Origin of the sequence: uncultured Martelella sp. (assembly GCF_963677965.2) — a bacterium.
Lineage (GTDB): Bacteria > Pseudomonadota > Alphaproteobacteria > Rhizobiales > Rhizobiaceae > Martelella > Martelella mangrovi.
In genome coordinates this window covers 2,394,924-2,415,000 of sequence record NZ_CAXXFM010000001.1, presented here as the reverse complement: position 1 = coordinate 2,415,000, position 20,077 = coordinate 2,394,924, and the positions used below count along the sequence as shown (strand labels likewise).

General features: G+C 59.9%; 19 protein-coding genes and 1 pseudogene. 7 read left to right on the top strand and 13 right to left on the bottom strand.

The window, feature by feature from the left end:
- The first annotated feature begins 48 nt into the window (after positions 1–48).
- Positions 49–1,041: a P1 family peptidase gene (locus ACHZCU_RS11320; protein ID WP_319518858.1), complete on the top strand. Its 993-nt coding sequence runs from the start codon at positions 49–51 to the stop codon at positions 1,039–1,041.
- Between the two features lie 3 nt (positions 1,042–1,044).
- On the opposite strand, the gene ACHZCU_RS11315 is transcribed toward ACHZCU_RS11320, so the two are convergent.
- The 5 genes from ACHZCU_RS11315 to ACHZCU_RS11295 all read right to left on the bottom strand — a co-directional run bounded on the left by ACHZCU_RS11315 (position 1,045) and on the right by ACHZCU_RS11295 (position 8,681).
- Positions 1,045–2,442, bottom strand: coding sequence for an efflux transporter outer membrane subunit (locus tag ACHZCU_RS11315; protein ID WP_319518857.1), 1,398 nt, complete (start codon positions 2,440–2,442; stop codon positions 1,045–1,047).
- 98 nt (positions 2,443–2,540) lie between these two features.
- Positions 2,541–5,675 carry an efflux RND transporter permease subunit gene (locus ACHZCU_RS11310; RefSeq protein ID WP_106312009.1) on the bottom strand — a complete coding sequence of 1,045 codons (3,135 nt, stop codon included), beginning with the start codon at positions 5,673–5,675 and terminating at the stop codon, positions 2,541–2,543.
- Between the two features lie 48 nt (positions 5,676–5,723).
- Positions 5,724–6,965, bottom strand: a complete 1,242-nt coding sequence (locus tag ACHZCU_RS11305; RefSeq protein WP_319518856.1) for an efflux RND transporter periplasmic adaptor subunit — start codon at positions 6,963–6,965, stop codon at positions 5,724–5,726.
- Between the two features lie 148 nt (positions 6,966–7,113).
- Complete coding sequence (locus ACHZCU_RS11300) at positions 7,114–7,716, bottom strand: TetR family transcriptional regulator (protein WP_106312015.1); 603 nt, start codon at positions 7,714–7,716, stop codon at positions 7,114–7,116.
- On the bottom strand, positions 7,716–8,681 hold the full coding sequence (locus tag ACHZCU_RS11295; protein WP_319518855.1) for a phosphoribosylaminoimidazolesuccinocarboxamide synthase: 966 nt from the start codon (positions 8,679–8,681) through the stop codon (positions 7,716–7,718). The genes ACHZCU_RS11300 and ACHZCU_RS11295 overlap by 1 nt, the downstream gene beginning before the upstream one ends.
- 148 nt (positions 8,682–8,829) lie before the next feature.
- Here ACHZCU_RS11295 and ACHZCU_RS11290 point away from each other — a divergent pair, with 148 nt between their 5' ends.
- Positions 8,830–9,480, top strand: coding sequence for a LysE family translocator (locus tag ACHZCU_RS11290; protein ID WP_319518854.1), 651 nt, complete (start codon positions 8,830–8,832; stop codon positions 9,478–9,480).
- A 149-nt stretch (positions 9,481–9,629) separates the two neighbouring features.
- Positions 9,630–10,397 carry a phosphotransferase gene (locus ACHZCU_RS11285; protein ID WP_319518853.1) on the top strand — a complete coding sequence of 256 codons (768 nt, stop codon included), beginning with the start codon at positions 9,630–9,632 and terminating at the stop codon, positions 10,395–10,397.
- A 14-nt stretch (positions 10,398–10,411) separates the two neighbouring features.
- On the opposite strand, the pseudogene rlmN reads toward ACHZCU_RS11285, so the two are convergent.
- The 5 genes and pseudogenes from rlmN to ACHZCU_RS11260 all read right to left on the bottom strand — a co-directional run.
- Positions 10,412–11,563: pseudogene (rlmN, locus tag ACHZCU_RS11280) on the bottom strand (23S rRNA (adenine(2503)-C(2))-methyltransferase RlmN); the annotation flags it as partial.
- A 97-nt stretch (positions 11,564–11,660) separates the two neighbouring features.
- Positions 11,661–11,840, bottom strand: coding sequence for a hypothetical protein (locus ACHZCU_RS11275; protein WP_319518852.1), 180 nt, complete (start codon positions 11,838–11,840; stop codon positions 11,661–11,663).
- 80 nt (positions 11,841–11,920) lie between these two features.
- A complete protein-coding gene (locus ACHZCU_RS11270) occupies positions 11,921–12,424 on the bottom strand; it encodes an invasion associated locus B family protein (protein WP_106312030.1) in 504 nt (167 codons plus the stop codon).
- 223 nt (positions 12,425–12,647) lie between these two features.
- Positions 12,648–13,025 carry a YkvA family protein gene (locus ACHZCU_RS11265; RefSeq protein ID WP_106312132.1) on the bottom strand — a complete coding sequence of 126 codons (378 nt, stop codon included), beginning with the start codon at positions 13,023–13,025 and terminating at the stop codon, positions 12,648–12,650.
- 44 nt (positions 13,026–13,069) lie between these two features.
- Positions 13,070–13,375, bottom strand: coding sequence for a 4a-hydroxytetrahydrobiopterin dehydratase (locus tag ACHZCU_RS11260; protein ID WP_106312033.1), 306 nt, complete (start codon positions 13,373–13,375; stop codon positions 13,070–13,072).
- A gap of 56 nt (positions 13,376–13,431) precedes the next feature.
- Here ACHZCU_RS11260 and ACHZCU_RS11255 point away from each other — a divergent pair, with 56 nt between their 5' ends.
- On the top strand, positions 13,432–13,902 hold the full coding sequence (locus ACHZCU_RS11255) for a low molecular weight protein-tyrosine-phosphatase (RefSeq protein ID WP_319518851.1): 471 nt from the start codon (positions 13,432–13,434) through the stop codon (positions 13,900–13,902).
- Here ACHZCU_RS11255 and thpR read toward each other — a convergent pair.
- Both thpR and ACHZCU_RS11245 read right to left on the bottom strand, forming a co-directional pair.
- Positions 13,854–14,447, bottom strand: coding sequence for an RNA 2',3'-cyclic phosphodiesterase (gene thpR, locus ACHZCU_RS11250; protein WP_319518850.1), 594 nt, complete (start codon positions 14,445–14,447; stop codon positions 13,854–13,856). The two genes, ACHZCU_RS11255 and thpR, sit on opposite strands and share 49 nt — an antisense overlap.
- Before the next feature lie 71 nt (positions 14,448–14,518).
- Positions 14,519–15,160, bottom strand: a complete 642-nt coding sequence (locus ACHZCU_RS11245) for an arylesterase (protein ID WP_319519784.1) — start codon at positions 15,158–15,160, stop codon at positions 14,519–14,521.
- Positions 15,161–15,270: 110 nt separating this feature from the next.
- Between ACHZCU_RS11245 and ACHZCU_RS11240 the strand changes: the two genes are divergently transcribed.
- Together ACHZCU_RS11240 and ACHZCU_RS11235 are read left to right on the top strand one after the other, a co-directional pair.
- Entirely contained in the window at positions 15,271–15,966 is a 696-nt protein-coding gene (locus ACHZCU_RS11240; RefSeq protein WP_319518849.1) for an ABC transporter ATP-binding protein, read from the top strand.
- Positions 15,966–18,512: an ABC transporter permease gene (locus tag ACHZCU_RS11235; RefSeq protein WP_319518848.1), complete on the top strand. Its 2,547-nt coding sequence runs from the start codon at positions 15,966–15,968 to the stop codon at positions 18,510–18,512. Before ACHZCU_RS11240 ends, ACHZCU_RS11235 begins: the two co-directional genes overlap by 1 nt.
- A gap of 235 nt (positions 18,513–18,747) precedes the next feature.
- On the opposite strand, the gene ACHZCU_RS11230 is transcribed toward ACHZCU_RS11235, so the two are convergent.
- Positions 18,748–18,951 carry a YqaE/Pmp3 family membrane protein gene (locus ACHZCU_RS11230; RefSeq protein ID WP_319518847.1) on the bottom strand — a complete coding sequence of 68 codons (204 nt, stop codon included), beginning with the start codon at positions 18,949–18,951 and terminating at the stop codon, positions 18,748–18,750.
- Positions 18,952–19,231: 280 nt separating this feature from the next.
- Here ACHZCU_RS11230 and ACHZCU_RS11225 point away from each other — a divergent pair, with 280 nt between their 5' ends.
- Positions 19,232–20,008, top strand: a complete 777-nt coding sequence (locus ACHZCU_RS11225; RefSeq protein ID WP_319518846.1) for a Bax inhibitor-1/YccA family protein — start codon at positions 19,232–19,234, stop codon at positions 20,006–20,008.
- The last annotated feature ends 69 nt before the right edge of the window (positions 20,009–20,077 follow it).

Below are 20,077 nucleotides of genomic sequence, written 5' to 3'. Positions count from 1 at the left end.
TGGACGCGAATTGCTGGTATCACGGGCGGAAGCCATACGGAGCCGATCATGCATAATCTCATTACCGATATTTCCGGCATCAGCGTCGGCCATGCGCAGGACCGTCAACTGGCCTCCGGGGTGACGGCGATTGTCTTCGACCGGCCGGTTATTGCCTCGGGGCTCTCGCTTGGCGGTGCCCCCGGCAGTCGCGACCAGCTGCTGCTTGATCCCGCCCGCAGCGTTGAGACTGTCGATGCGTTTGTGCTGTCGGGCGGCTCTGCCTTCGGGCTCGACGCCGCCGGCGGTGTGCAATCCGGTCTTCGTGCCGACGGTCGTGGACTGGCGCTTGGATCAGCCCGCATTCCGATTGTTCCCGGAGCGATCCTGATGGACCTGCTGAACGGCGGCGACAAGGACTGGGGGTTGCATGCCCCCTACCTCAAGCTCGGCTACGACGCCTATCGGGCAACAACCCATGGCGCCTTTCCCCTCGGGACGATCGGCGCGGGGACGGGTGCGACGACCGTCAATCTGAAGGGCGGGCTTGGTTCGGCCAGCGCCGAGACGGTTGACGGCTTTCGGATCGGCGCGCTTGCCGCGGTCAACGCTATGGGGAGCGTGACCATCGGTGACGGGCCGCACTTCTGGGCAGCTCCACTGGAGGACAATGGCGAATTCGGGGGACTTGGGCACCCGGGCGCCATTTCGAAAGACGCCACGAAGTTGAGGATCAAGGGCGGGCCAACCACGGCGACCACGCTCGGCGTTATCGTCACCGATGCCCGCTTGACCAAACAGCAGGCCTACCGCCTGGCGGTCATGGCGCATGACGGCTTTGCCCGGGCGATCCATCCGGCCCATCTGCCGTTTGATGGCGATACGGTGCTGTCTGCAGCGACCGGCGAAAAGCCGGCCCCCGACGATCTTGCCTTTGCAGAAATCTGCCTTGAAGCCACGCGCACGATGGCGCGGTCCATCGCGCGTGGTGTCTATGAAGCAGAAACGCTCCCGCAAAGGGGAGCGCTTCAAAGCTGGAAAGACAAATTCGGGAAGGGCTAGCCCTTATTGCGCGGCGTAACCACCGCCGATCGCGACATTGAGCGCGACGAAATCGCCCGCCTGCTGCGCAATCGCATCGGCAAGGCTCGCCTCGGCATCCGACACGGCGCGCTGGGCATCAAGAACGTCCAGCAACGAGGTTGCACCGTCACGATAGCTCGAGGTCGAAAGTTCCAGAGCGTCGCGGTAGGAGGCAACCGTTGCCCGCAATGCGGAAACGGTCCGCCCGTCGCGGGTGACGACGGCGAGTGCCGATTCCACTTCCTGAACGGCGTTGAGAACCGTCTGTTTCCAGGTGAGATAGGCCTGGCGGGCCTGCGATTCGGCGCTCGAAAGGTTGGCGCGCAGGGCGCCACCGTCGAAAATCGGCAGGCTGAGCGTCGGGCCGAACGACCATGACGTCTGCCCCGCATTTCCAAGAGAGCTGTCGGTGACGCTTGCCTGCAACGTGCCGCTGAGCGAAATCGTCGGGTAAAGCTGCGCTTCGGCAACCCCGATATTGGCCGTTGCGGCAGCAAGATTACGCTCGGCTTCGCGGATATCCGGACGGTTGCGGATCAGATCGGCCGGCACGCCGGAGGACAGACGCGCATGGGTCACCGGGATCGGCTTCACCTTGTTCATCTGGTCGATCAGCGTTGCTGCCGGCAGGCCCATCAGCGTGGACAGTGCGTAGACCTGCTGACGATAGGATGCTTCAAGCTGCGGAATACTGGAAAGCTGCGCGTTGACGAGACCTTCCGACTGCACGACGTCAAGCCGCGAGGCCGCACCGGCATCAAGCTGGAACTGGGTCAGGCGGAAGGTTTCACGGCGGCTTTTGAGATTGGAACGGGCGATCGTCAGGCGTTCCTGATAAAGCCGTGCATTGATATAGGCATCGATCAGGCTGGAGATGAGCGTCAGCTTGGCGACATCGGCGCTGGCATAGGCAGCGTCAAGCTGGGCCACCGCCGCTTCCCCCGAACGCTGATAAAGACCGAAGAGATCGAGAACCCAGGAAATCGGAACCGATCCGCCGAAGGTATTCGAGGTCTTGCGGGCCTGAGGCGACGCGCCGTCACCGCCGGCCCCCGCGCCGGTATCGTAACCCTGCAGATTGACCTGCGGATAACCGCCTGCCGTCGAGGTGACGACATTGGCTTCCGCCTGAACGATCGCCTCGAGCGCCTGAAGAACCGAAAGGTTCTGCGCCATGCCGGCATCGACATAGGAGTTCAGCAGCGGGTCATTAAAACTCTTCCACCAGGCAACTTCCGTGACATCGCCCACGCTCTGGCTGCTGCCTTCGGAAAACTTGTCCGGCAATGCCGTTTCCGGCGCCACGTAGTCCGGGCCGACAGCGCAGCCGGCCAGCAGGAGCAACAGAAGCGGTACGGGGGTAACGCGGCTCAACACCATGGTCTCAATCCTGTCATCTCGGCACGTCCGAACGGGACGGCCTACCCTTACTGTTTTAGACGCCGGCACGAGGCCGGCGCAATATCGTTAATTTTGTTTTAAACGATCTGTTGCTCTTCTGCCGATTTGTCTTCCTTCTTGCCGATGCCCATAACCCGGCAAACGGCGACGAAGAAGGACGGCACGAAGAAGATGCCCAGTGTCGTTGCCGCCAGCATGCCGCCGAACACGGCAATACCGATGGCGTTCTGCGCGGCAGACCCCGCACCGGTTGCCAGCACCAGCGGCGTCACGCCGAGGATGAAGGCAAGCGAGGTCATGATGATCGGTCTCAGACGCATGCGGGCCGCGTGGACTGCCGCATCAAAGAGCGAATCACCCTTGTCGCTTTGCTCGCGGGCAAACTCGACGATCAGGATCGCGTTCTTTGCCGCAAGCCCCATGGTCGTCAGCAGCCCCACCTTGAAGTAGATGTCGTTGGACTGACCATCGAGATTGGCCGCAACAACCGCACCAAGGATACCCACCGGCACTGCCAGAATGACCGAGAACGGAATACTCCAGCTTTCATAGAGCGCGGCAAGGCACAGGAACACGAACACAATCGACACCAGATAGAGGTAGGCGGCTTCGTTACCGGAAATCACCTGCTGCAGCGACATATCCGTCCAGGCCACCGTAAAGCCGCCGGGTGAAGATTCGACCTGCGAGATCAACTGGTTCATGGCCTCACCAGAGCTGAAGCCCTGATTGGTCGAGCCCTGAATATCGACCGCGGTGTTGCCGTTATAATGCGACAGCGACGGGGCACCGGTTGTCCAGTCGATATCGGTGAAGGCCGAGAACGGCACCATTCCACCGCTCGAATTGCGGGCATACCACTTGTAGATATCCTCGGGCTGCATGCGGTAGGGCGCATCGCCCTGCACGTAAACCTTCTTCACCTTGTCGTTCAAAGTGAAGTTATTGATGTTCGTGCCCGCATAGATCGTGGACAGCATACCGGTGGCTTCCGCAATGCTGACGCCATAGGCACCGGCCCGCTGCTCATCGATATCGATCAGCATCTGGGTTTCGTTCGGCAGCGTATCGGTACGAACCTGGGCGGCGATACCGCCAGTGTTCATCTGCTGAATGATGCGCTGTGTGGTGGCAAGAGTTGCCGCCTGCCCCTGGTTGCCGCTGTCGACCACAAAGCCGGTCCAGCCGGTCGACTGACCAAGACCCGGAATTGCCGGCGGCTGAACAACATAAACCTGAGCATCGCGAACATGCGTGTAGAAATAACCGTTGGCACGCTGGGTGACCGCTGCTGCCGTCAGGCTTTCCGCCGTCCGGTCTTCGAACGGCTTCATCTGAACGAAGGCCATGGCATAGTTCTGCCCCTGCCCGGCAAACGAGAAGCCCAGCACGCTGAACACGGCCTCGACGGCATCGGATTCATCGTTACGGAAATAATTCTCGACCTGCGTGGTAACGGCTTGCGTACGGTCCGTCGTCGCACCTGTCGGCAGATTGACGAGTACGAACAGCGAGCCCTGATCCTCATCCGGCAGGAACGATGCAGGAAGCTGCACGAAGTAGTGATAAACACCGAACAGCAGAACAGCGAACACCGCAAAGACGATGATCGGAACCTTCAACAGGAAGCTGACGGCCCGAATGTAGCCATCAGTCAGGCTGTTGAAGCCGCGGTTGAACATGCCGGACAGACCGCGATCCTTCTTGGTCGGATCCACGGGTTTCAGCATGGTGGCGCACAGTGCCGGCGTGAAGATCATCGCGACCAGCACCGACAGGACCATCGCAGCAACGATCGAGATCGAGAACTGGCGATAGATGATACCGGTGGAACCGCCGATGAAGGCCATCGGAATGAACACGGCCGTCAGCACCATCACGATACCGATCAGCGCGCCGGAGATTTCACCCATCGATTTCTGGGTGGCTTCCTTCGGCGGCAATCCGTCCTCATGCATGATGCGTTCGACGTTCTCCACCACGACGATGGCGTCGTCCACCAGAAGACCGATCGCCAACACCATCGCGAACATGGTCAGCGTGTTGATCGAGAACCCGGCAAAGGCCAGAACACCGAATGCGCCCAACAGAACGACCGGCACCACAAGGGTGGCGATCAGCGTCGCCCGAAGGTTTTGCAGGAAGATCAACAGAACGAAGAAGACGAGCACGATCGCTTCGAACAGCGTATGCACAACCTGTTCGATCGACAGTTCCACGAACGGCGTCGTATCATACGGATAGATGATCTCGACACCTTCCGGCAGGGTCGGCCTGATGGTGTCCATGAAGTCGGTTACGCGCTCCGACGTCTGAACCGCGTTGGCACCATTGGCAAGCTCGATCGCAAAACCGGCGGCCGGAGAGCCGTTATAGAATGTGCTGAACTGATAGTAACGCTGACCCAGTTCAACCCGCCCGACATCCGAGATTGTCACCGTCGCACCGTTTTCGGTGGTCCGCAGGATGATGTCCTCGAACTCCTTGACGTTTTCCAGCTGGCTGGAAGAAACGGCGGTGATGGAGAGCTGCTGCCCCTTCAGTGAAGGATTGTCGCCGACATCACCAACAGCAACCTGCTGGTTCTGCGCCTGAATGGCGTTGGAAACGTCGGAAACCGTCAGATTGTACTGATTGAGTTTGTAGGGATCGAGCCAGACGCGCATTGCATAGGGCGTATAGAAGCCCTGAACGCTGCCGACACCGTCAAGTCTGGAAATGGAATCGTTGATATTACTGTCGATGATGTTGCCGAGATCGGCCGGCGAATAATTGTTGTTCTTGTCCGTCAGCGCCACCACCATCAGGAAGCTCGACGACGAACGATTGACCGTAATACCGAGATTGCGAACAATATCCGGCAGCTGCGGCTGCACCAGTTGCAGCTTGTTCTGCACCTCGACCTGGGCGATTTCCGGATCGATGCTCGGTCCGAAGATCACCGAAATCTGAGCCATACCGGGGCTGGACGTCGACGTCAGGTAGAGCATGTCGTCGAAGCCGGAAAGACCGTCCTCGATAACGTTCGTCACCGTCGTTTCGACCGTTCGCGCACTGGCGCCGGGGAAGGTTGCCGTCATCGAGATCGTCGTCGGCGCGATCTGCGGATACTGGGAGATCGGCAGCTGCGAGATGCCGAGACCGCCGATCAGCATGATCACGATGGCGATCACCCAGGCGAAAACCGGTCTGTTGATAAAGAAATTAGCCATTCAATATTCCTCGAGCGCTTGGGTTCCGGAGCCTGAACACCTTCACGCTCAACCGTTTCCGCCAGATGCCGATGAACCCGATGCATCGCCGCCGGAGCTTGAGCCGGACGAAGCGCTCGAGCCGGAATCCGCATCAACGACAACGCCCTCTTCATTGATCTTCACCGGTACGGGCGTGACGTCGGTAACGCCGCCGACCAGACGCTGGAAGCCATCGACGATGAGACGATCACCATCGGAGACCTTGTCGGTGACCAGCCAGGCGTTGTTGGAAACTTTCACATTCTGGAAAATCCGCGTCTCGATCTTGTTGTCGCTGGTCACAAACATGGCGGAGACCTTGCCGCCGGCCTCGATCTGGGCGGCGAGCTGCGGAATGAGGAAGCCTTCTTCCTCGGCAACCGTCAGCGTGGCGCGCACGAACATGCCAGGCAGCAGAACATTGTCGGGATTGTCGAAGACGGCACGCAGATTGACCGTGCCGGTCGATTCATTCACCGTCCGTTCGGAAACGTCGAGATGACCGGCAACCGAATAGTCGCTGCCATCGTCAAGCTCGACGACAACCTTGACGCCGGAAAGGTCCTGCTCGCTCTTGAAGTCCGGATATTTGCCCGACGCGCTCAGAACCTGCGCAGCAGATTCATACATGTCGACATAGATCGGATCGAGCTGATTGAGACTGACCAGTGCCGAAGAGGACGACGGCGAAGCCAGGTTACCGATCGAAATATTGGAAACCCCCAGAACACCGTCAAACGGAGCGGTAATGTCGGTATGGCCGAGATTGATCTCGGCCGTCTTGACCGCTGCCTTGGCTGATTCGACGTCGGCCAGCGCCTGTTCGTAGGAGGTCTGGGCGTCGGTCAGCTGAATTTCGGTAGCGCCCTGATTGACGATCCGCTTGTAGCGTTCGTAGTTGGCCTCAAGGCCCGGCACCGTGGCATTCGCCTTGTCGAGCGAAGCCTGAGCCTGCGCGAGATTGGCTTCGTAAGTATCCTGCTCGATCTGATAAAGCAGGTCGCCAGCCTTCACGAAAGCGCCATCCTTGAAGGCCTTTTCGGTAATGATACCAGTAACCTGAGGACGGACTTCGGCGGAACGATAGGCCACCGCACGTGCCGGAAGCGTCGTGGTGATCGGCACCGTCTGCTTTTCAAGTGTAATAACGCCGACCTGGGGCGGCGGCATCTGTGCCCCGCCCTGTTGTTGCTTACCGTCATCACTGCACGCGCCGAGCGCAACTGCAAGAACACTAACAACGGCAATCGGAAGCTTGCGCGACAGCATGGGCACCTATCCAGAAAGTAAGATCAAACAATGGGCACTTTCTTAACACAATCCCGATCGCACAGAAACTCAATATCTTGCGTACCGAAACAGGCTGCGAAAGCTCGCCAGATGACGAATTCGTTTTGGTGACGTATCGCAGATAACGTCACTTTACAACGCGATTTTTCAATCCGCCGTCAATTAATCCAACAATTAATTGCGTTTTATCAACCAGTGTTGCGGGCACGGCACAGGCAATCATCCGCGGGTTGAGCACGCATCCCAGCATGTCGACGATGGCCGATGCATCGAGCGCGGGGTCCCCTGCGCCGTAGATCCCGGCCTCCATTCCCTCTGCGATCAGTGACGAAAGCTTGTCTTCAACAAGGCGGCGGTAAATCCGGCCGCCCTTGGAAGGATCCTCCAGCACCAGCGGGATCATTTCGAAAAGATACTGGTTTTCCCGCTTGTCGTGAAGGTGCTCGCGCGCAAGCCGGGACAGAAAGACGACCAGACGCGTGTCCGGCGGATCGCTCGGATCCTCGACGGAACAGCGCTCGGCAATGCGGCGGGCATGGCGATAGGCAATCGCGCGCCCGAGCGTGAGCTTGCTGCGGAAATGCTTGAACACATTCGCCGGCGACATGCCGAGTTCGCCGGCAATATCCGCTATCGAAACCGCACTGTAACCGCTTGCACGAAACAGACGTTCCGATGTCTCAAGGATCGCCTCCCGTGTTTCTTCGGCCGATCGCCTTGGTTTACGCATCACTCCCCTCCCCAATGCGCCTCCGGATAATAGGCCGCAAGGTTGGCGCGCACGCGGTCCTTCACGCTGTCGCCGCTTTCATCGGGAACGAAGCGTTTGCCGGTGATCATCTCGAACGCCCGGGCATAGACGCCCGAAGCCGCTTCGATCACATCCTGCGGGATTTCCGGAATTGGATCCGAATAGGGGTCGCACCGCGCCACCACCCACGACCGGATAAAATCCTTGTCGAAGCTTTCAGGCCGTTCGCCGGCCTCAAACCGGGCCTGATAGCTTTCGGCCATCCAGTAGCGGCTCGAATCCGGCGTATGGATTTCATCGGCCAGCAGAAGATTGCCTTCACGATCAAGCCCGAACTCGTATTTCGTATCGGCAAGGATCAGCCCCTGCCGCGCCGCCAGCTCCTGACCGCGCGCAAACAAGGCCAGCGCCTTTTCCGAGACCTCGTCCCAACGCGCCTGACACAAAAGACCACGCTCGACAATCTCATCTGCCGTCAGCGGCTCGTCATGCCCGCCATCGAAAGCCTTGCTGGTCGGCGTGATGATCGCTTCGGGCAATTTTTCATTGTCGCGCATACCATCGGGAAAATCGAAGCCGTAAAGCCTGCGTTCACCGCGCTTGTAACGGGTCAATACCGAGGTATCGGTCGTACCTGCCAGATAGCCGCGGACGATGATCTCGACCGGCAGAATGTCCAGCCGCTTGCCGACGACGACATTCGGATCCGGATAGGCGACGACGTGATTGTCGGCGATATCGGCGGTGGCATCGAACCAGAAGCGGGCAATCTGCGTCAGAATTGCCCCTTTGTGGGGAATGGAAGCCAGAACCCGGTCGAAAGCGCTGATACGGTCGGTCGTGATGATGATCCTGCGCCCGTCCGGCAGGTCGTAGTTCTCCCGCACCTTGCCCTTGTAATAACCGGGCAGTTCGGGGAAAAATGCTTCGTCGAGAATGCGCAAGAAAACGTCCTTCAGTCGTATCGGTGAACCGTGGCTCTGTTGCAAAATGTTGCAAAGCCGTTCGACCCTCATTACAGATTGTTCACCTATACGGCAATCATATTGAGTAGTGAACGTATTGCCCGCGTTCCGGGGTTCTGCAGCTTTCATGGACATCATTCCCTCGCTTCCCGTCCTGTTGGCCTTTTCGGCGGCCACGCTGCTTCTGGCGCTGACCCCGGGTCCCGACATGACGCTTTCGATCAACAAGGCGCTGAAGGAGGGACGGGCTGCCGGCCTTGCCGTTCTGGTCGGCACCAATCTGGGCCTGTGCGTGCACACAATGCTTGTCGCCTTCGGGGTTTCCGCCCTGATCGTCGCCTCGCCAACCGCCTTCATGATCCTGAAAACCGGTGGCGCCGCCTACCTGTTCTGGATCGCCGTAATGGCAATCCGAAAGGGCAATAATTTCGTGCTGGAGGCGGAAGCCCGGACCGAGCGCAAACGCAATCGGTTCAGGGCGGCAATTGCCAACGGGTTCTGGATCAACCTCCTGAACCCGAAAGTCATCATCTTCTTCATGACCTTTCTGCCGCAATTCGTCGATGCGGGCGATCCGAACGTCACCGGCAAACTGCTGTTCCTCGGTTTCACCTTCATCGTCGTCGCACTCCTGCCGACGATCGCCATCGTTGTCGCCGCAGATCGGCTTTCAGGCTGGCTGATGGCGCATAAACGCGTGCTGCGCGGCATCGACTACCTGTTTGCCGGCGTATTTTCGCTGTTTGCGGTGAAGATCTTGCTGACGCAGGGGCGGTAGAAAATCGGACGACCGGTCCGAGCCACCCGATCTGCCTATGCCCTGTTCCCGCCTCCCGGTTTTACGGTAACCGACGTTGACTTTTGACGCCGCTGCATCACCCTGCAGCGATGACAGAAAAAGATACGGTCCAAAACGAAACGTCGCTGGTGGGCGGCAGGTCCACGGTCTCGAAGGCAGGCAATATCGTCTTCCGGCAATCGCAACCGTCATCCGAAACGGTGATGGCGTTGTTGCGGCATCTCGAATCCGAAGGGTTTGACGCCGCGCCGCATGTCGTTGGCGGCGGTTTTGACGAAACCGGCCGGGAAATGCTTTCCTTCATCGAAGGCGAAAGCATTCACCCCGATCCATGGACGGACGAGGCCCTGCCGCTTATCGGCCGTATGTTGCGCAGATTGCATGAGGCAACCGCATCATTCACCCCGCCGGACAATGCCCAATGGCGGCCGTGGTTCGGGCGCGAAATGGGCCGCCCGGGCGTGTTGGGACATTGCGATACCGGCGCATGGAACATCATCGCCCGCAACGGCTTGCCGGTTGCCCTGATCGACTGGGAGAATGCCGGGCCTGTCGATCCGATGATCGAGCTTGCCCAGGCATGCTGGCTAAACGCCCTGCTATTCGACGATGACCTCGCCCGGTCATTGCATCTGGGGCCTGTCGAAACACGGGCCCGGCAGGTGCGATCATTGCTCGATGGTTACGGGCTGGCCACATCACGCCGAAAAGGCTTTGTCGGCCTGATGCGTGACTTTGCCATTCGCGACGCGGCCAATGAAGCGATTGAAGCCGGGGTGACCCCGGAAACAAGGGATGCTTCAGCGCTTTGGGGCGTCACCTGGCGAACCCGCAGCGCCGCATGGCTGGTCAGACACCAGACCGCGCTTGAAAGCATCATCGAGACAGGCGCTTGAAAGACCAGTCGCGCTCAATCGCCGTGATTGGCGATCATCATCGCCTCGTAGGCCATGCGTTCGGTCTTGCGCATCCGCTCTGATTCCGACTTCAGCTGGCCGCAGGCCGCCAGAATATCGCGGCCGCGCGGGGTGCGGATCGGCGAGGCGTAGCCTGCCTGATTGATGAAATCGGCAAAGCGTTCGATCGTCTCCCAGTCGGAACACTGGTAGTTGGAGCCCGGCCAGGGATTGAACGGGATCAGGTTGATTTTCGCCGGAATACCCTTCAGCAGGTTCACCAGATCGCGCGCGTCTTCGAGACTGTCATTGACGTCCTTGAGCATCACATACTCAAACGTGATCCGGCGCGCATTGGAAAGGCCCGGATAATCCCGGCAGGCTTTGATCAGCTGCTCCAGCGGGTACTTCTTGTTGATCGGCACCAGAATATTGCGCAGGTCGTCGCGCACCGCATGCAGCGAAATCGCCAGCATGCAGCCGATCTCCTCGCCGGTGCGATAGATTTCCGGGGCCACGCCGGACGTCGACAGCGTGATGCGACGCTTCGACATCGACAGACCGTCTTCGGCAGATGCAATCAGCAGCGCCTTCTTCACATGCTCGAAATTGTAAAGCGGCTCGCCCATGCCCATCATCACGATATTGGTGACCTTGCGGTCGGATTCGGGAATGAAGGCGCCGTTGGGCGCATCGCGGTTGGGAAAATCGCCGAGCGCGTCGCGAGCAACCAAGAGCTGGCCGAGAATTTCCTCGGGCCTCAGATTGCGCACCAAGCGCTGCGTGCCGGTGTGACAGAAGGAACAGGTCAGCGTGCAGCCAACCTGGCTGGAAATACACAGCGTGCCGCGATCTTCCTCGGGAATGTAGACCGTCTCGATTTCCACCGGACGGCCCGCGCCATGGGCCGGAAAACGCAACAGCCATTTGCGGGTCCCGTCGGTCGAAATCTGCTCGGTAACGATTTCCGGCCGCGCGATATCGAAGGCTTCCGCCATTTTCGCGCGCAAGTCCTTCGCCATGTTGGTCATTTCGGCAAAGTCGGAGATCCCGCGCACATAAAGCCAGTTCCAGATCTGGTTGACGCGCATGCGGATCTGCTTGTCCGGCACACCGATCGATGACAGCGCCTCGGCCATTTCCGGCTTGGAAAGACCGATCAGCGTGTTCCCGACTGCCGTTTTGCGGCGGGGTCTGGCACGCTGGGCGTCAAGATCGATGGTTTCGACAGCGGACATTGTCGGGCTCCCGTAAAAACGCGGACTACAGGTATTCGTCGCTTTCACCGGCCCTTGTCGTTTCAGGGACCCGGCGATACGCCACCTGCAATGTAGAAAAAAGAACTTGCTCTTCAGGCTTGAACGGCGCCGGAATGAACACGACACCAAGCATTTGCGGCGAGCCTATAACACGGTTGTCGCCCGGCGTCATCCCTTTCGCCACATAGCTGTCCCGCCCGCGCCACATGACCGGCAACAAAAAACCCGGCCGAAGCCGGGTCGATTGCAAAAGCGGGACTGCCGTTACTGGCAGGCACTGATCTTGTTGAGCGCTGCGGTGATGCCGATCAGCGAATAGGTGTGGGTGGTGTTGGTGCCCCGTGCCGAAGTCGCCTTCACTTCCATCGTGCGTCCACCCTTCATGGCGGCAACCAGCGCCGGCTCCTGCGCCGCGTTTTCGAGCCAGCCACCACGGCCCTTGTGGTACATCGGGAAGCTCTTGCCATCGACGATGACGTCAATGGTCGAACCGTCGCGCAGGTTGTAACCCATCATCGCCTGCGGTTCGAGCGATACGTTCTGCCCCGGATATTTGGTGACCACGAAGAAATTGTCGCCATGGTCGACATTTGCCGGTTCCTTCTTGGCCGGCACCGAAAGGACATAGCAGACCTTTCCGGCGTCAGAATTGTAGGAATAGGCGACCCAGGCGTCGAATTTCTGAATCGGAGTCGGCGTCTGCGCGGAAGCGATCGAGGCGCCGGTGAACAGAATGACCAGTACGAGGGCGATTCTTTTTGCAAACATAAGATCCTGCCGATTTTCTCTGCTGCCGCCGGCCCCTGCCCTTCAAAAAGGGCCAGACCGATACGTTACGAATTTGTTCATCTAGATACGCAACCGAGGTTACCAAAATCTCAACACCGTGTGGATTTTCGGTCACCGCCCGGTCTGCGCTGCCGGATTGGTTGTGGCACGACAAATGCCGCCAATCACGGCAAGATTGCGGCAGACGACGTGCAATGATGTGTCATTCGTCCCCGAGCGTCGTCAATGCCGCATCTGCACGGTCATAATGCTCTATTCTCATATTTCTGCGGATCATCGTCAACGCCGCCGTCAACACGGCCAGATCGTCGGTAAAGCCGACAAACAGGAAGATATCCGGTATGAGATCGGCGGGCATGACGAAATAGGCAAGTGCTGCGTAAAGCACGGCCCGCGCACCAAGCGGGGTTTCACTGTCTGTCGCACAGTAATAGGCAGCGACCGCATCACGCGCAAACGGGATATGCGAAGCCGTCTTGCGCAGCTTGCCCCAGAAACCCTCGCGCACGGTACGTTCGTTTTCGGCCCTGGTTTCCTCGTCGCCGGGCTCGAGGATGTCGCCATATTTGATATCGCTCATGATCGGCTCCTTCGCTCCGAAATATAGGTCAGAGCGGCCAATGTTCAAACGCCGAACCGGCTTGCCGCCTTGTCCATGATGCCGGCCATTTCGATATCGCGAGCGCTGATGCCACCGGATGAATGGGTGGTGAGCGAAACCCCGACCCGGTTATAGACATTATTCCACTCGGGGTGATGATCGAGCCGTTCGGCGGCCAGCGCGCATTCGCTCATGAAGGCGAAGGCCTCGCGAAAATCGGCAAACCGGAAATCGCGGGAGATTGCGGTCTCGTCTTCCGTTACCGACCAGTCCGCATGCGATTGCATGGCTTCGTGCAGCGCTTCAGGTTCCAGTCGGGCATCATTCATGGCATTGTCTCCGCAAACGTCAAAATCACGATACTTCACTAAATTGCGTAAATATCATGGCACAACCTGACAACCACTCCGTTCTTTTCGTCTGCAGCGGCAATATCTGCCGTTCGCCGCTTGCCGAGGGCGTGTTCACGCATCTTGCGCAGGGCGCTGGTCGCAGCCGGGACTTCACAGTCGATTCCGCCGGCATCGGCAACTGGCACGAGGGCGAACTGCCCGATCCCCGTTCACGCGCCACGGCGAAGCGCTACGGCTTCGATATTTCCGGCCAGCGTGCACGCCAGATCAGACCGGCAGATTTCAGCCGGTTTTCACTCATCCTCGGCATGGACAGCGCCAATATGGCCGCACTGAAACGTCTCGGCGGGGCCGATCCCAAAGCCGAAGTCGCGCTGTTTTCAGACTATACGCTCGGCAAGAAACAGGACGTTCCGGACCCCTATTACGGCGGCGATGACGGGTTTGAAACCGTCTACCACATGCTCCTGGCCGGCTGCCAGTCGCTGCTGTCCAGACTGTAGGCGTCGCTCGGATCGTAAAGGTCGAAGGCCTCTTCCACCTGGTAGGGGCCGCCGCCGACTGAATCGCGCGACGACATCAGCACGAAGCGCCCGACGGTAAACGGCAATGTCTGGAAATTGCCACGGGCGGAAAGATATTCGACCACATCCTGCACCTTTGTCCCGCGCAGCCGCGCCAGCGTGACATGCGGGGTGAACTTGCGCGGATCGGCCCTCAGGCCCAGCCGCTGACAGATCCTGTCGATTTCGCCCTGCAGCGCAAAAAGCTCCGGCGCGGGGGACACGCCAGCCCAGATTGCATGCGGCTTCTTGTTGCCGAAGGCGCCGGTTCCGGTAAGGCTGAGCTGAAAGGCGGGGCGCTCGATCCGGTCGAGCCAGTGGACGACTTCGTCCGCGGTGCGGAAGTCGACATCTCCGATGAACCGCAAGGTGATGTGGTAATTTTCCACATCGATCCAGCGGGCCCCGGGCAGGCCGCCGCGCAACAGCGAAAGACTTAACGCCTGTTCGCGCGGGATTTCGAGGGCGGTGAAAATTCTCGGCATGGCGAGCTCCCCGAATCTGCTAGTGACCCCTACAGCGAATCATCTAACCCGCACTGAAGCAAGCGTTAATTTCAGTCCTCCCCGATTGTATCGATGAAAGCCTCCACTGACGGCAGCGAGTTTTCGACCATCTTGTCGACCCCCCCGGCATTGGGATGCATGCCGTCTGAAAGCTGCAGGGCGGCGTTTGCGGCAACACCATCGAGAATGAAGGGATAAAGCGGAACGTCGAATTCCGCAGCCAGCGCGCCATAGATCGGATTGAACGCTTCGGCATAATCCGGCCCCATGTTCGGCGGCGCCATCATGCCCATCAGCATCACCGGAATATCACGCCCCTGAAGGCTTTCGATAATCGCGGAAAGGTTGCTCTTCACTTCCTGCGGGGCAATACCGCGCAGCGCGTCATTGGCGCCGAGTTCGAGGATCACGCCGTCCGTGCCGTCGGGCACCGACCAGTCGACCCGCGCCAGACCGCCGCTGGTGGTATCGCCGGAAACCCCGGCATTGGCGATCTCGACATCGTAGCCGGCATCCGTCAGCGCCGCTTCAAGCCGCGCCGGATAGTCTTCCCCTGCCCCCAGTTCGTACCCCGCGACCAGGCTGTCGCCGAGCACGACAAGCTCGAGCGGTTCACGCGCTTTTGATGGCGAAGCCGCCACAAGCGCCGCAAGAAATGTAAAAACAATCGGCGCTGTCGCTTTTAATCGCATCATCAGGCTCCTAAATCCTTCTCAATCGCGTTTTCCGGTCCATCCGGCTTGCCGGCCCGTATTGCCTATATGTGTTTGCTCCGCCGCCGATTTCAAAGCAGGAAGATCATTTGTCCGAAAATCTCATCACCCTCGACAATGCCCACCTCACCCTCGGCAAGGGTTCCGCCGCCGTCCATGTGCTGAAAGGCATGTCCGTTGAAATCGGCCGTGGCGAATCCGTCGGCATTCTCGGACCATCGGGTTCAGGCAAATCGACATTGCTGATGGTGGTCGCGGGACTTGAACGGCTCGACAGCGGCGAAATCACCATTGACGGCACCGCGCTCACCGGGCTTTCGGAAGATGCGCTTGCCGCCTTTCGCGGCGAAAATATCGGCATCGTCTTCCAGTCCTTCCATCTGATCGCCAACATGACGGCGCTGGAAAACACCGCCATTCCGCTGGAACTTGCCGGCCGCGCGGATGCGTTTGAACGCGCAAGGGCAGCCCTTGAGAGCGTCGGCCTCGGTCACCGGATGACGCATTATCCCGGCCAGCTTTCCGGCGGCGAGCAGCAGCGCGTGGCCATTGCCCGCGCGCTTGCGCCGGAACCGGCCGTGTTGATTGCCGACGAGCCGACCGGCAATCTCGACGGCGACACTGGCACCCAGATCGCCGATCTTCTGTTCGAACGCCAGCGCGAAAGCGGCACCACTCTGGTGCTGGTCACCCACGACCCGGCGCTGGCCGCGCGCTGCGACCGGCAAGTCCATGTCCGTTCCGGTGAAATCGTCGGTCACGAGACCACCGGGGCCGCCAACTGATGCAGGCAAACCGGCTGAACCTTTCGCTCGCCCTGAAATTTGCGCTGCGCGAAATGCGCGGCGGCCTTTCCGGCTTCTACATCTTCCTTGCCTGCATTGCGCTGGGCGTTGCAGCCATTGCCGCGGTCAATTCCGTCTCCGATGCCGTCAATGCCGGCATTGCCGAGCGCGGCCGGGAAATCCTCGCCGCCGATATCCGCTTCGAGCGCGACAACGAAGCCTTGACCGGCGACGAACTCGCCTATGTCGAGGACCTCGGCACGCTGTCGCAATCGGTGACGATGCGCTCGATGACCAGGCTTCCCGATGGCTCCGACCAGTCACTGGCCGAGGTCAAGGCCGTCGACGGACTTTATCCGCTCTATGGCAGCGTGATTTCCGATCCGGCGATGCCGCTCGAAGATGCGCTGGGCGAAGGCGATGACGGCCGCTACGGCGTGCTTGTCGCCCCGCTTCTTGTCGACAGGCTCGGCCTTTCCGTCGGTGACAGCCTGCTGCTTGGCAGCGCCGAACTCAGGGTTTCCGGCATGCTCGAACAGGAGCCGGATTCTCTTTCCGAAGGCTTCGCCTTCGCGCCGCGCATTCTGATTGGCCGCGACGCGCTTGAAGCGTCCGGCCTCGTGCAGCTCGGCAGTCTTGCCGAATATGCCTATCGCGTCCGCCTGCCCGCCACTACCGATCCGAACGCGGTCAAGACGGCGGCCGAGGAAGCCTTTCCCGACGCCGGCTGGTCGGTGCGCGTCAGCGATCGCGCCGCACCGTCCCTGAGCGAAAATGTCGACCGGCTTTCGGAATTCCTGACGCTTGTCGGTCTTGCAACGCTGATTACCGGCGGCGTCGGCATCGCCAATGCGGTCAGCGCCTATCTGGAAAGCCGCAGGCGAGCGATTGCAGCCTTCAAATGCCTTGGCGCGCCGGCCAATATGGTCGTCGCCATCTATTTTCTGCAGATCATGCTGGTGGCCCTGATCGGCATTGTGGCGGGTCTCGTCTTCGGCGCGGTCATTCCGCTCATTGCCCTGCCTCTCCTGTCTTCGCTGCTGGAGATCGCAATCCCTGCGGCAATCTTCCCCATGGCCCTACTGATCGCGGCCCTGTTCGGCCTTCTGACCGCGATCGCCTTCGCCATCCTGCCGCTTGCCGCCGCCCGCGATGTGCCGGCAACAGCGCTTCTGCGCGAGCACGGCTTTGATGAGGGCGGACGGCCGGCATGGCCCTTCGTGGCAGCGGCAGCCGTCACGCTGGCCGCTCTGGCCGCGCTTGCCATTTTCACCGCAGACGAGCGTTTCGTCGCAAGCGTCTTTCTCGCCTCCGTCGCCGGCGCCTTTCTGGTGCTGCGACTGGTGGCCGTCGCCATCAAATGGCTGGCGCGGCGGGCGCCGCATCCGCGCGCGCCCTCGCTCAGGCTTGCCATCGGCAATATCCATCGCCCCGGCGCGCTCACCGGTTCAGTCGTGCTTTCGCTTGGCCTCGGGCTGACGCTCTTGGTGGCACTGGCGCTGATCGACGGCAATCTCAACCGCGAACTCTCGCGAACGCTTCCCGAGCGCGCGCCGGACTTCTTCTTCGTCGATATTCAGGGCAGCGAGGTCGACGGTTTCCGCGATCTGATTACACAGGAAGCACCGGAGGGCGAACTCTCGCTGGTGCCGATGCTGCGCGGGCGTATTCTGGCGCTGAACGACACACGCGCATCCGAATGGGAAGCGCCGCCGGAAGCGCGCTGGGTGCTGCGCGGCGACCGCGGCATCACCTATGACGCCGACCTGCCGGAGAATTCAACGCTGGCCGAGGGTGAATGGTGGCCCGAAGACTATGATGGCGAGCCGTTGGTCTCCTTTGCCGCCGATGAAGGGCAGGAACTCGGCCTCAAGCTTGGTGACACCGTCACCGTCAGCGTGCTCGGCCGCGAAATCACGGCCAGGATCGCAAGCTTCCGCTCAGTGGAATGGGAATCGCTGTCGATCAACTTCGTCATGGTGTTTTCGCCCAACACCTTTGCCGGCGCGCCGCATGCCTGGCTGGCAACGCTCACCAATCCCGACGGAAGCACCGAAAAGAACGCCGAAATTCTCGGCTCCGTGACCCGAACCTTCCCGACGGTCACCACGATCGAGGTGCGCGCTGCTTTGGAGATTGCCGGAGAACTCGTCGGCCAGCTTGCCACCGCCATCCGTGCAGCCGCCGCCATTGCGCTGATTGCCTCGGTAATGGTGCTGGCAGGTGCGCTTGCGGCCGGAAACCGCAGGCGCGGCCATGACGCGGTGATCATGAAGACGCTCGGCGCCACCCGCCCGGCCCTGATCCGCGCCTTCGTCTATGAATATCTGATCCTCGGCGCCATGACCGGCATCTTCGCGCTCGTCGCCGGCTCGGCTGCCGCCTGGTATGCGCTGACACAGATCATGATGCTGCCGTTCGCGCTGCTGGCCCCGGTCGCGCTTGCCACCGTTGGCGGCGCCATCGTGGTCACCGTCGCCATCGGCCTGTTCGGCACATGGCACCTTCTGGGCCAGAAGCCTGCGCTTTACCTGCGGGAATTATGACGAGCGCGAAGCAACCGGCGAGGGCATTGGTGACGGCTGCCAGCCCGTTGACGCCCCTCTCCTCTGTGTCATCCTCGGGCTTGACCCGAGGATCCAGGGCCACACGACGTGACGCAGTGAAAAAGTTCTTTATTTCAAAGACTTAAACGAAATGGATGCTCGGATCGAGTCCGAGCATGACGCCGTGAGATGGATGGCCGATTACCTTAAAAGTCCTGCCGGTATTCCTGCAGGACTATTTGTCGCGGCGCAGGGTTTCCATCAGTTCCTCGTTGCGGCGGTCGGCGTGATAATTCTGAACCGCGAAAAGCGCCCACAAAGCCGCGACCGGCCAGCCGATCAGCGTGAGCTGGAGGATCAGGCAGATAATGCCGGAAATCGGCTTGCCGATGGTGAAAAACGAAAGCCACGGCAGAATGACGGCAATGAAATAACGCATGAAATTGTCCTCTCTTTGAGCCTGTCCTGCGTATCAAGGGGCCGGACGATTTTCTGCTACATGGTGCAGGCGTCGTCGTTTTTGGAGATGCGCGACCCGATTCTTACGAAATTTTGAGGAACGCCTGTCGCTTTTCGGGCCACCATGCCTTGTATCCTATTGCCGAACCTATCATATTATCGTCAGGCTTGCTGGAGCCCCCCAGCGGCGCCTGGGTTATTGCGTATGCCGCATTTTCCCGACACCGTGATCAACGAGGGGCTTTTCTAAGAGGAAATTGATGGCTGATCTTCGTAACTATCAGAACCGCGCGCAGGCGGGAGCGCACGCGAGTGCTGAAATCGATCAGGGCCTGCGCACCTACATGCTCAACATCTACAACCTGATGGCGCTTGGCCTGGTGATTACGGGCACACTCGCTTTCGGGCTGAGCACGCTTGCAACCACCACTGATCAGGCCGCTGCCGTTGCGCAGCTTCCCAACGGTATTCTGCTGACCAGCGTCGGCGCCGCCGTTTACGGAACGCCGCTCAAGTGGCTGATCATGTTTGCACCGCTGATCGCATTCTTCTTTCTGGCTTTCCGCGTCAACAAGATGAGCGTATCGGCTGCGCGCACGTCCTTCTGGGTCTATGCCGCCCTGACGGGCCTGTCGCTGTCGTCGATCTTCATCATGTACACGACGGCCAGCATCGTACAGACCTTCTTCATCACCGCCGCGTCCTTCGGTGCGCTGTCGCTTTACGGCTACACCACCAAGCGCGATCTTTCGGCAATGGGCTCGTTCATGGTCATCGGCCTGTTCGGCATCCTGATTGCCATGGTGGTCAACATCTTCCTGCAGTCGAGCGCACTCAGCTTCGCTGTCTCCGTCATCGGCGTTCTCGTCTTTGCCGGCCTGACCGCCTGGGATACGCAGAAGCTCAAGGAAATGTATTATGAAGGCGACGGTGAAGTCGTTGCCGGTCGCAAGGCCGTCATGGGCGCCCTGACGCTCTACCTCGACTTCATCAACATGTTCCTGTTCCTCCTGCGCCTGCTGGGCAACCGGAACTGATATCGCAGAAATTCAATTGATCGAGGCGGCCTTCCGGGGCCGCCTTTTTCATGCCCAAACCCCTTGAGC